Genomic DNA, 13,143 nt, shown 5'->3' on the forward strand with positions numbered 1-13,143 from the left:
CGCGATGATCCGCCGCCGGCTTTATGTCGAGGAGCGTGTCTCCAAGCTCGCCGTGTGGAGCCTGCGCGCGGCGGTCTTCGCCCTGCCGGTGACGGCGATCGCCCTCGGCCTCTACGCCACCGAGACGCTGGATTTCCGCAGCGCGGTCTATGCGGTGTTGGCCGGTGTCGGCCTGTCCGCCCTGGCGCTCTTGCTGGCACTCGCCGGCTTCGTGGTGATCTGGAACGAGGGGCTGCGCGGCCTTGGACGGGTGATTGGCGCGGCGGCGCTGGCGCTCCTCCTCATTGCCCCGACCGCGACGGTGGCGGCGCTCAGCGTCGGCCTGCCGGCGCTGCACGATATCACCACCGACATGGACGACCCGCCGACCTTCCAGACGCTCGGCCAGTTGCGCTCGCGGGCGGCCAATAATCTCGCCTATGCGGGGGCGAGCGCCAGCGCCGAGCAGCGCGACGCCTATCCCGGCATCAAGCCGATGATCGTCGATGTGCCGCCGGATGACGTCTACAAGTCGCTGATGGGTCTGGTGACCCGCCACAAATGGCTGGTGGTCGATGCGGTGCCGCCGCGCGGCGGCCAGCGCGAGGGACGCATCGAGGCGGTGGCGCGCAGCCTGCCCTTCGGCCTGCGCGACGATGTCGTCATCCGCCTGCGCCGCACCGCCGAGGGCACGCGCATCGACATGCGCTCGGTCTCGCGCAATTCGGATCGCGATTTCGGCGCCAATGCAAGGCGCATCGACCAGCTTCTGGCGGAACTCGCTGACGCGCAGGGCCGCGCGCGCCGCTGACGCGCGGATCCGCGCCTTCAGCCGCGACCGCCCTCAGCCGAGCCGGAACGTGCCGTCAAAGGCCGCCGGCCCCTCGGTCAGCACCTCGCCGCGCCCGACCAGATCTTCCAGATGCGCCAGCGTCGAGAGCCCAGCCGCGTTGAACAGGCGCGGGTTCAGGCCGATATAGATCGCCCGCACGATCTCCGGGATGCTCATCGGCCCGCGCGCCAGCGCCCGCAGGATGGCGGTCTCGCGCGCCTCGCGGTGGCGGATATAGCGCTCGACGAAGGCGTGCCCCTCCCGCACCGGCCCGCCATGGCCGGGCAGGTAGAAGGTCTCGGGCCGCGCCCGCAGCCGGTGCAGCGAGGCCATGTAGTCGCTCATCGCCCCATCGGGCGGGGCGACGATGGAGGTCGACCACGCCATCACATGATCGCCGACGAAGATGAGCCCGGCGCCCTCAAGCGCGAAGGCCATGTGGTTGGCGGTGTGGCCGGGCGTCGCCAGCGCGGTGAGCGCCCAGCCGCGGCCGTCGATGCGGGCGCCATCGGCCAGCGCAACATCCGGCAGGAAGGCGCGGTCGGCGGCGGCGTCGAGCGTGTTGACCTCGCCCGCATGCAGCGCGCGCGCCGCCCGGTGCGGGCCCTCGCCATAGGTTGCGGCACCGGTCTGGGCGACGATGGCGGCGAGCGCCCCGCTATGGTCGCGATGGGTGTGGGTGAGGATGACGTGGGTGACGGTCTCCCCGCGCACCGCCGCCAGTAGCGCGGCGACATGGGCGGGATCGTCCGGGCCGGGGTCGATGATCGCCACCTCGCCATGCCCGACAATGTAGCTGCAGGTGCCGGTGAAGGTGAACGGCCCGCTATTCGGCGCCAGCACGCGGCGCACGCCAGGCGCCACTTCGTCCGCCACGCCGGGGGCGGCGTCGAAGCGGCGGTCGAACGGGATGTCCTCGGCCATGCGCGTGGCTCCTTCTCGCTTGCCCGCGCTGTCGCCCTAGCTCAGCCGATGGCCGCTGTCGAGGCGCCCGCCCCTCCTTATGCCGTGCGGGCCGGCCGTCTCTCCATGCGGCAGGATTGCCTCCTGCGCGACACGCCTTTAAGGAGCGAAGGCGGCGTGCGTGAGCGAGGGATGACGATGGATCAGCTGGTGGACGGCTATCGCCGGTTTCGCGCGACCTCCTGGCCGGAGCGGAAGGCGTTGTTCGAGAAGCTGGCGGCACGTGGCCAGCGCCCGCAGACCCTGGTGATCGCCTGTTCCGACAGTCGCGTCGATCCCAGCATGATCTTCGATGCCGGGCCGGGCGAACTGTTCGTCGTGCGCAACGTCGCCAATATCGTGCCGCCCTATTCGACCCCAGACCACCACCACCACGGCACCAGCGCGGCTCTCGAATTCGCGGTGCGGGTGCTGGAGGTGCGCGAGATCGTCGTGATGGGCCACGCGCTGTGCGGCGGCGCCGGCGCGCTGATCGACGGCGCGCCCGATGCGGCGCAGGACTTCCTGCCGGACTGGATCCGCATCGCCACCCCCGCCCGCGACATCGCGCTCAACCTCTCGAGCGACCCGGCCGAGCAACGCCGCATTCTGGAACACCAGTGCGTGAAGCTCTCGCTGCGCAATCTCGAGACATTTCCCTGGGTCCGCGAGCGGCTGGAGGATGGCCGTCTGGTGCTGCATGGCGCCTATTTCGCGGTGGCCACCGGGGTGCTGGAACGGCTGGACGAAGACGGCGTGTTCCGCCCGGCCTGAGCCCGGCTCCGCCCCTCCCATGTGGAACTCCAACCGGCAATCCGCGTTAGGCGGGTTGCAGGCTGTGTCCTGCCAATCAAAGCATTGGGAGAGACGCGATGGGGTTGCTCACGAAAGACATCAAATCGCTCGACGACCTCCTTCTGCAGGCCCTCGCCGAACTGCGCTACACCGAGCGTCGGATCCAGCGGGCCCTGCCGATCCTCGCCGGCAAGCTCTCCGACGCCCGCCTGCAGGACGAGATGCAGACATGGGTCGAGGCCTCCGAGGCCTATATGGAGCGCGTCGACGACGTGTTCCGCCTGCATGGCGCGACGCCGTGCCTGGTCGAATCCCCGGCGATCGACGGGATATTCATCAGCGCCGACGAGCTGAATGACGAGATCGACAGCTATCATGTGCTGGACACCGCCATCATCGGCGCGGTCGAGGCGGTGGCGGCCTACAGTCTCACGCGCTATCAGACGGTGATCGGCTGGCTGCGCCAGGGCGGCCGAGTGGAGAGTGCGCGCCTGCTGCATGAGAATCTGAGCAGCCGCCGTCGCGCCACAGCCGCGCTTCAGGTGCTCGCCGAGCGCTGCCTCGCCGAGCAGCGTGTGCGCCGCTCGGGTCGCCTGCCCGCCGTGCTCGCCGGCTAATATCTACCGCTGCAGCGCCCTTGCCGTGCGGGCGGCGAGGGCCTCCGTGTCCGCCGCCAGCCGCTCGACCCGCACCCACAGATTCCAGTCTGCCGCCAGGCTCCAGCCGGCCACGCCGACGCGGGCCACCGGCAGCCGATAGTGCAGCACGGGGCGCGGCTTCACCTTGTCGGTGATGCGCCCGGCTACACGGTCTCCCAGCAGTTCCAGGAACAAGGGCAACAGGTCGAGCCCGCGCTTGCGCGTCGGGTTGGCGGCCAGATAGTCGTCGCACAGCGTCGGCAGGTCCGGCGCATAGGCGGGATCGAGCACGTGCCGCCGATAGGCCGCCGGAAATGGCTCCGGCGCATGCAGCCGCGCCAGCGCGGACGGCAGGATCTCCCCGCGCAATTCGTCCTCCAGCAGCAGATAGGCCCGCAGCAGCGCCAGGATCGTCGCTGGCGCCGGATCGGGGGGCACGATGTTGAGGTGCAGCCCGAGCGAGCCCGCCAGCGTGGCGCGGTCCCCGCCCGCGCCCGCGGCCTGCAGCCGGGCAAGAGCCGCGTCGACGGCCGGAAGGTCTTCCGGCGGCAGGGGCTCGGTCACCAGTTCGCGCGGGATGATCAGGCCGAGGCACGCGGCGACCAGCGTGGAGGCCGGTGGGCGCAGCCAGGGCGCGGGGTGCCGATAGGGCCGGTGCGGGTGGATGTGCCGCAGGTCGCGCTCGACGCTGATACGCCCGAGCGCCGAGTCGACCAGATGGAAGGCGAAAGGGTCTTCCTCCTCCACCCGTCCGCCCAGATGCGCCGCCAGCACGCCGGCGGCCCGGCGCTCCGAGAGGCCGGTGAACTCGACCTCGATCCCGACGCGGCGCGGCCGCCCGGCCGAATCGAGCGGGCGAGGCAAGGCATCAAAGGCGAGGGGAGAACCGGGCTCGACCCGGGGCGCGGCGTTCATCCGCCCAATCTGGGCACGACACCCGGCTTTTTCGAGACGTAACGTCAACCTTCTCCCGACTCGCCCGGAGGCGCGCGGGGAAAGACCAGATGGGGATGGATCTCGGGAATGGATGGTCGGAGTGGCAGGATTTGAACCTGCGACCCCCTCGTCCCGAACGAGGTGCGCTACCAGACTGCGCTACACTCCGCCGCGGCGCGAGCCTCTAACATGCGAATGAGCCGGGTAGCAAGTGCAGGGGGGTCGGAAATCGTGGATCGTGCCCAGCCTGTGGATGACGCGGACCGAGGGATGGTTGAAAGCCGCGCCGTCCTGTGGCTATGTCCGCCCCGCGCCAGCCGGCTGATGGGGCGTCGCCAAGCGGTAAGGCAGGGGATTTTGATTCCCCCATGCGGAGGTTCGAATCCTCCCGCCCCAGCCAGCGGCCGCGCCGTTCACCATCCATCCCGCCAGGCAAAGCCCAGAACGTTCGCCGTATAGCTCTCGACCAGCGCGCTGAAGGCCCGGCCGTCCGGCAGCGTCAGCACGGCGCGGTGTTCCAGCACGAAGCGCGGCATGGCGAGGGGCTGCGCGCCTGGAGCGGGCAGCGGCGTGGTCATCTCCCATCCGTCGGGCAGCGGTTGCCACAAAAGTGTCGCGGCCAGCGTCTGCCTGCGGAAGCGCAGCGGCTGCACGACGCGGCCGAAAGACGTGTCGGTGGTGTCGAGCTGCTGGTTCATCTCAGGCGTAAGCCGCGCGGGCACGTACCAATTGTCGGCTTCCGACAGCACGCGCTCCCCGCAGGCCAGCCGCACACGGCGATAGCGCACCGGCTCCTCCGCGCCGACCCCCAGCATTTGCCGGATGGCGTCGGTGGCGGGCTTGTCGGCGCCCGTCACTCGTTGCGCGACGATCTTCGCGCCGGTCGGCGCCAGCCGGTGCGCGGCGCACCAGCGGTCCAGCGTCAAAGTCGCGCTGGGGTTGCTCAGGAGCTCGGCATTGAGGGTCTGCAACAGGGCGAGCGCGCCGAGGCGGGCGGTGGCCGTGTCCGGCCAGGTGGGCGGCGGGGGCTCCTGCGCCCGCAGGGGGCTGGCGAGCAGGGCGAGGAGGACGGTGGCGGCGAGGCCGGATCGGAGGGGGAAGGAGAGCACGACATAGCCTCGCGGGGAGGGGCGAAAGGGCGACCACCTTTGTGCCTGCCCTCGACGCGAGCTGGCAATCCCGTCGCGTCGCTACCCGCGCCTCTGTGGCCTGGCGCAGGGCGATCTCCGCTCAAATAGTCCTTTGCCCGACGGGGCCCCATGCTAGAAGCGGGCGATCCTTTTCCAGACAGGCGCGTTTCCCGTGCGCATCCATCTCGTCAATCCCAACACCACCGTCTCCATGACCGAGAAGGCCGCCGCCGCCGCGCGGGCCGTCGCGTCGCCGGGCACGCAGATTGTGGCCGCGACGTCCAGCATGGGCCCGGCCTCGATCGAGGGCTTCTATGACGATGCGCTGGCGCTGCCGGGCCTGCTGCACGCCATTGCCATGGCCGAGGCGGGCGAGGGGAGCGCGGTCGACGCCCATATCATCGCCTGTTTCGACGATACCGGCCTCGATGCCGCCCGCACGCTGGCGCGGGCTCCCGTGGTCGGCATTGGCGAGGCGGGCTTTCATCTCGCTAGCCTGATCGCCCATCGCTTCGCCGTGGTGACGACGCTGTCGCGCTCCGTGCCGGTGATCGAGGCCAATCTCGCCCGCTACGGGCTGCTGGCGCGTTGCTGCGCCATTCGTGCCTCGGAAGTGGCGGTGCTGGAGCTCGAAGACCCGGCCTCGGATGCGCGCGCGCGCATTTCCGCCGAGATCGGCCGTGCCGTCGTCGCGGACAAGGCCGAGGCCATCGTGCTCGGCTGCGCCGGCATGGCGGACCTCGCCCGCGCCTTGGCCGACGAACATGGCGTGCCGGTGATCGACGGTGTCGCGAGCGCGGTGGCGCTGGCCGAGGGGCTGGTGCGCACCGGCCTCGCCACCTCCAAGGCCGGGCCCTATGCCGCGCCGCGCGCGAAGCCCTATGCGGGCCTGCTGGCAGACTTCGCCCCGCGCCAGCCCTGAAGGGCTTCAGGCAGCATCACGTCAGTTTCTGCAACAGGGCGACCAGTTGCGCGCCTTCTTTGGGGGTGAGCGGCTCAAGCGTGCGCTGGGTGATGTCCCGCGACGCCTCGATGGCGGCATCGGCAACGGCGAGGCCGCGCTCGGTGAGGCCGGCGGCCTGGCGCCGCTTGTCGAGCGGGTCGTCGGCGCTGAGCACGAAGCCGCGGCCGGTCAGCCGGTCGATCACGCCCTTCACCGTCGGCAGGTCGAGATGCAGCAGGCGGCCGAGGCGCTGATGCGAGCAGGGGCCGACCTCGCGCAGCCGCACGAGCACCGCGAATTGGGGCGCTGTCAGACCCTCGACCATGCCGGCCTCGAACAGCCCGGCATGGCGCTGGGCGGCGAGGCGCAGGACAAAGCCGAACTGGTCGTCGAGACGATAGGGCGCCATCGGGGCGTCGTCCGTCGTCTCGCTGCCCCCGCGTCGCCCGGCCATCATCCCGTCCCTGATCTGTGCGACGCATCTCAGCATGAATGAGCCGGCTCGCAAATCTCGAAGCCGGAACATCGTTAAATTACAGGATGATGCACAGGAATTGGTCAGGCCCCGGTCGGCAGGAGGGGGCCGGCCGGGATGGAGCCGTCGATCAGGCAGCCATGGTCGATGCGATAGCTGCGGTCGCAGATGGCGTCGGTCAGGTCGCTGTTCTGCTCCGAGATGAGGATGGACAGGCCCTGCGCCTTCATGGAGGCGATCGCTTCCATCATCTGATCGACAATGATGGGCGCGACGCCTTCCGAAGGTTCGTCGAGGAGAAGCAGGGCCGGGTTGCTGACGAGCGCGCGCGCCACCGCCAGCATCTGCTGCTCGCCGCCGGACATCTGCCCGCCCGGCCGGTGGCGCATCGTCGCAAGGTTCGGGAACAGCGCGAACACTGCGGCCTCGTCCCACACCACTCCACCGATGCCGGGACGTGGCGGGCGGCGGGCGATGGCGAGGTTCTCCGCGACGGTGAGGTCGGTGAAGATGCGGCGGTCCTCGGGTACATAGCCGACACCGCATCGGGCGATGCGGAAGGTGGGCAGGGCGGTAATATCCTGCCCCTCCAGAGAAAGGCGGCGCGCGCGGCGCTGCACCAGACCGAGGATCGCCTTCAGCGTGGTGCTCTTGCCGGCCCCGTTCGGCCCGATCAACGCCACCGCTTCGCCGCGCGCCACGGTGAGCGACAGGTCGAACAGGATCTGCGCGGCGCCGTACCACGCCTCGAGGCCGTCGATTTCCAGGATCGGGGAGCTCATGGCTGGCCTCCGCCGCGCCGGCCGAGATAGAGCGCGGCCACATTGAGATCGGCCCGCACCGCGTCCGGCGTGCCCTCCGCGATGAGGGCGCCGCGCGCCAGGACGATCACCCGGTCGGCATGGCCGAAGACCACATCCATGGAATGCTCGGTGAACAGTACAGAAATACCGCTGCGCTTGGCGAGGTCGCGCACCAGACCCATCAAGGCGAGGCGCTCCGTCACGCTCATGCCGGCGGTCGGCTCGTCCATCAGCAGCAGTTTCGGCTGCGCGGCCAAGGCCATGGCGAGTTCGAGGCGCTTCACGTCGCCATAGGCGAGCGTCGCGGCGGGCGCCTCGGCCAGCGCGTCCATGCCGGTCTGAGCGAGCAGCGCGTCGGCCTCGCTGCGCATCCGCGTGGCGGTGGGGCGGATGAAGCGGAAGATCTGCCGGGCGGCGGCCAGCAGCGCCATCTGCACATTCTCGCGCACCGTCATCGAGCCGAATACCTGCGCGACCTGGAAGGTGCGCCCGACGCCGGCAAGCGCCATGCGGCGGGGCGAGGCGCCGGTAACATCATGCTTGCCCAGCCACACCCGACCGGAATCGGCGCGGATCTGGCCATTGACGATGTTGAAGCAGGTGGATTTGCCGGCGCCGTTGGGGCCGATCAGGGCGAGCAGTTCGCCGGCGGCGAGGGTGAAACTCACCCCGTCGAGCGCCTGCACGCCGCCATAGGCCTTGCTGAGCTTCTCGACCGCGAGCACGCTCATCGCCCGCCCCCGCGCCGCAGCAGGGCGACCGCGCCAGCGATGCCGCCGGGGACGGCGACGACGATTACGAGGATCAGCACGCCCATAAGTGCCCGCCAATACTCGGTTTCCCGCATGACCGTGTCCTGCAGCACGGTGAAGCCGGCGGCGCCGAGCAGCGGTCCGGCAAGGCTCTGCACGCCGCCGAGCAGCACCATGACCAGTCCGTCGATGGAGCGGCTGACCGCGATGGTCTCCGGCGAGATCGAGCCCTTGGCGAAGGCGAAGAGCGCGCCCGCCGCGCCGCCCAGCGTGCCCGCCACGATGAAGGCCAGCCAGCGCACCCGCTGTACGAAAATACCGCTCGCCTCCGCCCGCCGGGCGGAATCCCGTGCCGCCCGCAAGGCGTAGCCGAAGGGCGAAAATGCCAGTATCCGCAACAGCATGACGCCCGAAGTCACGAGGGTGAGGGCGGCGAGATAGAGCCCGGTGCGCGTGTCGAAGGGCGCTTGCGGCCAGATGCCGAACAGCCCGTTGGAACCGCCGGTAACATCCTCCCACTGATAGACCACGGACCAGACGATCTGCGCCACGGCGAGCGTCAGCATGGCGAAATAGACGCCTTCCAGCCGAACTGCGAGCCCGCCCACCAGCGCCGCGCCGAGCGCGGCGACAGCGAGGCCGACGGCGAAAGATGTCGGCGTATCAAGGCCTAAGGCGGTGGCGGCGAAGGCGGCGCCATAGGCGCCGAGCCCGAAGGATGCGGCGTGGCCGAAGGAGGCGAGGCCGCCCGGCCCCATGAGGAAATGCAGCGAGGCGGCGAACAGCGCGGCGATCATCACATCGAGCGCCAGCACCGGCGCATAGGCCAGCGCGCCGCCGAGGAAGGGCAGGGCCGCAAGGCCCAACCCTATGATAATGAACGTGAATCGCCCCCCGCCGGAGAGCGGGCGCAGCGGCGGCTCGATATGGGCGCGGCTGGTCGATGGCGGTATAAAAACACCGAAAAGACCGTGCGGACGCAGGATAAGTACTACGGCCATCACGAGAAATTCCGCCACCAGCGTCAGCTTGCTCATGTTGAAGCCGAAGCCGGCAACTTCCACGATTCCGAGGGCGGTACACAGCGCCTTGATCTGCGCCACCAGCAGCGCGGCGAGGTAGGCGCCGCGGATCGAACCCATGCCGCCGACCACCACGACGACGAAGGCGTCGCCCAGAACTGTCAGGTCGATCAACAGGTTGGCAGGTTCGCGCGGCATTTGCAGCGCCCCACCCAGCCCCGCCAGCCCCGCCCCCAGCGCGAAGACGGCGGTGAACAGCAGCGCCTCGTTGATGCCGAGCGCGGCGACCATCTCGCGGTCCTGCGTGGCGGCGCGGATGAGGTGGCCGAAGCGGGTGCGGGTGAGTGCAGTGTGGAGGACAGTCAGGACAATGGGGCCAATGAGTGCCAGCAGAATGTCGTATTGCGGCAGCCGCCGGCCGAGCAGGTCGACCGCCCCCGTCAGGCCGGGTGCGCGGGGCCCGAGAATGTCCTCCGGCCCCCACAGCCAGAGCGCGGCGTCGTTGATGATGAGCAGCAGGGCGAAGGTGGCCAGCAACTGGTAGAGCTCGGGCGCGCGGTAGATCCGCCGGAGCACGGTGAGCTCGACCAGCGCGCCGAGCGCCCCCATGGCCAGCGCAGCCGCCAGCACGGCGCCCCAGAAGCCCAGCGGCCCCGGCATCATCGGTGCCAGCGTCACCGCGACATACAGCCCGAGCATGTAGAACGAGCCGTGGGCCATGTTCACGATGCGGGTGACGCCGAAAATGATCGACAGGCCGGCCGCCACCAGAAACAAGGTGGAGGCGGAAGCCAGCCCGTTGATCGCCTGAAAGGCCAGGGCGGGAACCAGCGGCCATTCGGCGGAGAACGCCTGAAACGACGCCTCGAAGGACATGATGGCGGGTTCCCCGGCGCGTTCAGTCGTTGCGCGTCAGTCGAGTGCGGTCAGTCGGCGGCGGGGCGCAGCGCCTTCACCTCGGCGTCGGAAGGCAGCACGCTGGCGCCGTCGATATAGCGCGCGCCCGTCATCACCCCCGTGCCGTGCTTCACCGCCGTGGTGCCGACAAAGGCGCCCATCGTCGCCTGATGATCGCTGGCGCGGTAGATGAACGGCCCGAACGGCCCGCTGACCTCCAGCCCCTTGAAGGCGGCGACCATGCGCTCGGCGTCGATGCCGCCCGCGGCGCTGGCCTTGGCGAAGCCGGCGGCGAGCGACTTGATCGTCGCATAGCCGACCACGGAACCAAGGCGCGGCGGTTCGCCATAGGCGGCCTGATAGGCGTCGAGGAAGGCTTTGTGCGCGGGAAGGGCGATGTCGTACCAGGGATAGCCCGTCACCACCCAGCCGACCGGCGCCTCGGCCTTCAGCGGGTCGAGATATTCCGGCTCGCCGGAGAGCAGGCTGACCACGAACACGCCGTCCAGCGCCGAGCGCGTATTGGCCTCGCGGACGAATTTCGCGAGGTCCGCCGCGAACAGCACGTTGAACACCGCGTCGGGCTTTGAATCGGCGATGGCCTGCACCACCGGGCCGGCATCGAGCTTGCCGAGCGGGGTGGCCTGCTCGGCGACGAACTCGACATCCGGCTGGGCAGCGCTGAGCAGCTTCTTGAAGGTGGCGGCGGCTGACTGGCCATATTCATAGTTGGGGTAGACGATGGCCCAGCGCTTGCGCTTGGCGGCCACCGCCTCCGGCATCAGCATGGCGACCTGCATGTAGGTCGAGGCGCGCAGGCGGAAGGTGTAGCGGTTGCCGTCCGACCAGGTGATCTTGTCGGTGAGCGGTTCGGCGGCGAGGAAGAACACCTGCCGCTTGGCCGCATAGCCGGCGACCGCCAGCCCGACATGGGAGAGGAAGGTGCCGGTGAGCGCGTCCACCTTTTCGCGCGTCACCAGTTCCTCGGCCACGCGCACCGCGTCACCGGGATTGCCGCCATCGTCGCGGGTGATGAGCTCAAGCGGGCGCCCGGCAATGCCGCCGGCGGTGTTGATCTGGCTGACCGCCAGCTCCATGCCCTTGCGGTAGGGCTCAAGGAAGGCCGGCTGCGCCTTGTAGCTGTTGAGCTCGCCGATGCGGATCGGCTCCGCCGCACCCGCTGGCGCCGTGAGACCCAAGGGAGCGCCGAGCGCGAGGGCCGCGCCGAGCAGCACCGTCTGAACCATCCTGCCGCGCATCATCATCTGCCCCACGCTTTGAAACTCGGCGACAAGGTATCGCCCGCCCGCCCCACGTCCAGCCCCAACCCGCCAGCGCTGCCCTTATGGCCCGATCTCGACCTCGGGCTCGGGCACCGGCGAGGGCCGGCGGGACGCCATGAGCGCGCCGCCGACGATCAGCGCGGCGCCCGCGAGCGTGCTCATGGAGGGCACCTCGGCGAAGGCGAAGAAGCCGATGCCGACCGCCCAGATGAAGGCGGTGTATTCGAACACGCCGAGCCGGCTGGCATCCGCGCGCTTGTAAGCCGAGGCCATCAGCAAATGACCGCCCGTGCCCAGCGCGCCGATGATGAGGAAGGTGCCGAGTTCCGAGGGCGCCGGCGCGGTCCAGACCGGCACCGCCAGCGGCACAATGATGAAGGCGGGGAGCAGGTTCTGCAGCAGCACGATGGTCGGCAGCGGGTCATGCGCGGCCCGGCTCTTCAGCGCCACCATGGAGAGCGCATAGGTCACGGCCGAGGTGAGCGCGGCCGCCAGCCCCCACGCATTGCCGGCACCCGCGCCCTCCACCTCGTGCCAGAGCACGACGAGCACGCCGGCAAAGCCCAGCACCAGGGCGACGAGGATGGTGCGGTCCGGGCGCTCGCCCAGCAGGAGGGCGGCGAACAGGGCGATGAAGATCGGCGCGGTGAAGGAGAGCGCCAGCACCACGGCGAGCGGCAGCACGGCGAGGGCGTAGAAGAAGCTCAGCGCCGTCGCCGCCACCACCAGCGAGCGCCACATATGCGGGCGCAGCGTGGCGCGGCTCGGCCAGGGCGTGCGCAGCGCCCGGAACACGGCGAAGGCGATCAGCGTGCCGCAGACATAGCGCATGGCCGCGATCTGCGGCGTCGAATGGCTCGCCGAGGCGTGCTTGATGACGGCGTCCATGATGGAGAGCAGGCCGATGCCGGCAATCGCCGCCATGGCGGGACCGAGCAGGGCCAGCTTGACGCCGGCGCCGGAGGGAAAGCGGATCATGGATCAGTCCGCCCGGCCGGTGACAGCGTGTGGTTCCGCCGGGGCGCCAGCGCCGAGCGGAAGGCGGTAGGCATATTCCCACGTCGCGGAGAGGTCATGGCATTCGCGCGGCTCGCCCTGCCGGCGGAAGCCGCAGACCTCGTAGAAGCGGTGCGCGTTGGTGAAACGGGTGTCGGTCCACAGCCGGATCTCCGGTGCGCCGCGCGTCCGGGCCACCGCGAGGGCGGCGTCCATCAGCGCGCGGGCGATGCCCCGGCGGCGGGCGCGGGCGGCGACATAGACCTTGGTGATCTCCAGCGCGCCGGGCGGGGCGTCGGTATCGCGCGTGGGGGCGATGGCGAGCGAGCCGATAACGCCCGCCTCGTCCTCGGCCACCCAGATGAGGCCGTCGCGGGCGGCGAAATGGCGGGCGATGGCGTCGAGCTCGGGGAATTCAGCGGCGCGGTCGAAGATGCAGCCGGGATATTCCGCGAAGGCCGATTCGATCAGCGCGGCAATGGCATCGCCATCGGCATCCTCGGCCGGGCGCAGGTGAAAGGCGGTCACGACAGCACTCCGGCCACCGGCGTCGTAAAAAATCGGGCGGGACTGCGTGTAGAATTCGACGCGGCGGCGCGGGCGGACTATGTTCGCAAGGTCTTTCCGCGTAAAGCGTAATCCGTATGCTGGTGCACGAATTGAATGTGATGGGCCCATGCCGGACCCTCGAGCGTTGTACCGGCACCCGTCCGTCCCGGA

General features: G+C 69.9%; 14 protein-coding genes and 2 tRNA genes. 5 read left to right on the forward strand and 11 right to left on the reverse strand.

Annotated elements, in window-relative coordinates; all coding sequences use genetic code 11:
- Positions 1-4 precede the first annotated feature (4 nt).
- Positions 5-790, forward strand: coding sequence for a DUF1499 domain-containing protein (locus tag AncyloWKF20_RS17415; RefSeq protein ID WP_279315233.1), 786 nt, complete (start codon positions 5-7; stop codon positions 788-790).
- A gap of 33 nt (positions 791-823) precedes the next feature.
- On the opposite strand, the gene AncyloWKF20_RS17420 is transcribed toward AncyloWKF20_RS17415, so the two are convergent.
- Complete coding sequence (locus AncyloWKF20_RS17420) at positions 824-1,735, reverse strand: MBL fold metallo-hydrolase (RefSeq protein WP_279315234.1); 912 nt, start codon at positions 1,733-1,735, stop codon at positions 824-826.
- 171 nt (positions 1,736-1,906) lie between these two features.
- Between AncyloWKF20_RS17420 and AncyloWKF20_RS17425 the strand changes: the two genes are divergently transcribed.
- Together AncyloWKF20_RS17425 and AncyloWKF20_RS17430 are read left to right on the forward strand one after the other, a co-directional pair.
- Positions 1,907-2,527 (forward strand): carbonic anhydrase, encoded by a 621-nt coding sequence (locus AncyloWKF20_RS17425; protein ID WP_279315235.1) that lies wholly within the window; start codon positions 1,907-1,909, stop codon positions 2,525-2,527.
- Between the two features lie 98 nt (positions 2,528-2,625).
- A complete protein-coding gene (locus AncyloWKF20_RS17430) occupies positions 2,626-3,165 on the forward strand; it encodes a DUF892 family protein (RefSeq protein WP_279315236.1) in 540 nt (179 codons plus the stop codon).
- A gap of 3 nt (positions 3,166-3,168) precedes the next feature.
- On the opposite strand, the gene AncyloWKF20_RS17435 is transcribed toward AncyloWKF20_RS17430, so the two are convergent.
- Both AncyloWKF20_RS17435 and AncyloWKF20_RS17440 read right to left on the reverse strand, forming a co-directional pair.
- A complete protein-coding gene (locus tag AncyloWKF20_RS17435) occupies positions 3,169-4,101 on the reverse strand; it encodes an amidoligase family protein (protein ID WP_279315237.1) in 933 nt (310 codons plus the stop codon).
- A gap of 113 nt (positions 4,102-4,214) precedes the next feature.
- Positions 4,215-4,291 (reverse strand) — tRNA-Pro (locus tag AncyloWKF20_RS17440).
- A 156-nt stretch (positions 4,292-4,447) separates the two neighbouring features.
- Here AncyloWKF20_RS17440 and AncyloWKF20_RS17445 point away from each other — a divergent pair.
- Positions 4,448-4,522, forward strand: a tRNA-Gln gene (locus AncyloWKF20_RS17445).
- A 13-nt stretch (positions 4,523-4,535) separates the two neighbouring features.
- On the opposite strand, the gene AncyloWKF20_RS17450 is transcribed toward AncyloWKF20_RS17445, so the two are convergent.
- Positions 4,536-5,180 carry a hypothetical protein gene (locus AncyloWKF20_RS17450; RefSeq protein WP_279318014.1) on the reverse strand — a complete coding sequence of 215 codons (645 nt, stop codon included), beginning with the start codon at positions 5,178-5,180 and terminating at the stop codon, positions 4,536-4,538.
- A 244-nt stretch (positions 5,181-5,424) separates the two neighbouring features.
- Here AncyloWKF20_RS17450 and AncyloWKF20_RS17455 point away from each other — a divergent pair, with 244 nt between their 5' ends.
- Positions 5,425-6,174: an aspartate/glutamate racemase family protein gene (locus tag AncyloWKF20_RS17455; RefSeq protein WP_279315238.1), complete on the forward strand. Its 750-nt coding sequence runs from the start codon at positions 5,425-5,427 to the stop codon at positions 6,172-6,174.
- A gap of 16 nt (positions 6,175-6,190) precedes the next feature.
- Here AncyloWKF20_RS17455 and AncyloWKF20_RS17460 read toward each other — a convergent pair whose 3' ends face one another.
- The 7 genes from AncyloWKF20_RS17460 to AncyloWKF20_RS17490 form a co-directional block, all read right to left on the reverse strand.
- On the reverse strand, positions 6,191-6,604 hold the full coding sequence (locus tag AncyloWKF20_RS17460) for a MarR family transcriptional regulator (RefSeq protein ID WP_279315239.1): 414 nt from the start codon (positions 6,602-6,604) through the stop codon (positions 6,191-6,193).
- Between the two features lie 149 nt (positions 6,605-6,753).
- Entirely contained in the window at positions 6,754-7,452 is a 699-nt protein-coding gene (locus tag AncyloWKF20_RS17465; protein WP_279315240.1) for an ABC transporter ATP-binding protein, read from the reverse strand.
- Complete coding sequence (locus tag AncyloWKF20_RS17470) at positions 7,449-8,204, reverse strand: ABC transporter ATP-binding protein (RefSeq protein WP_279315241.1); 756 nt, start codon at positions 8,202-8,204, stop codon at positions 7,449-7,451. Before AncyloWKF20_RS17470 ends, AncyloWKF20_RS17465 begins: the two co-directional genes overlap by 4 nt.
- Positions 8,201-10,123, reverse strand: coding sequence for an ABC transporter permease (locus AncyloWKF20_RS17475; RefSeq protein ID WP_279315242.1), 1,923 nt, complete (start codon positions 10,121-10,123; stop codon positions 8,201-8,203). The genes AncyloWKF20_RS17470 and AncyloWKF20_RS17475 overlap by 4 nt, the downstream gene beginning before the upstream one ends.
- A gap of 50 nt (positions 10,124-10,173) precedes the next feature.
- Positions 10,174-11,391: an ABC transporter substrate-binding protein gene (locus tag AncyloWKF20_RS17480; RefSeq protein ID WP_279315243.1), complete on the reverse strand. Its 1,218-nt coding sequence runs from the start codon at positions 11,389-11,391 to the stop codon at positions 10,174-10,176.
- A 96-nt stretch (positions 11,392-11,487) separates the two neighbouring features.
- On the reverse strand, positions 11,488-12,405 hold the full coding sequence (locus tag AncyloWKF20_RS17485; protein WP_279315244.1) for a DMT family transporter: 918 nt from the start codon (positions 12,403-12,405) through the stop codon (positions 11,488-11,490).
- Positions 12,406-12,408: 3 nt separating this feature from the next.
- Positions 12,409-12,951, reverse strand: a complete 543-nt coding sequence (locus tag AncyloWKF20_RS17490) for a GNAT family N-acetyltransferase (protein WP_279315245.1) — start codon at positions 12,949-12,951, stop codon at positions 12,409-12,411.
- Between the last annotated feature and the right edge of the window lie 192 nt (positions 12,952-13,143).

Origin of the sequence: Ancylobacter sp. WKF20 (assembly GCF_029760895.1) — a bacterium.
Taxonomy (GTDB): Bacteria; Pseudomonadota; Alphaproteobacteria; order Rhizobiales; family Xanthobacteraceae; genus Ancylobacter.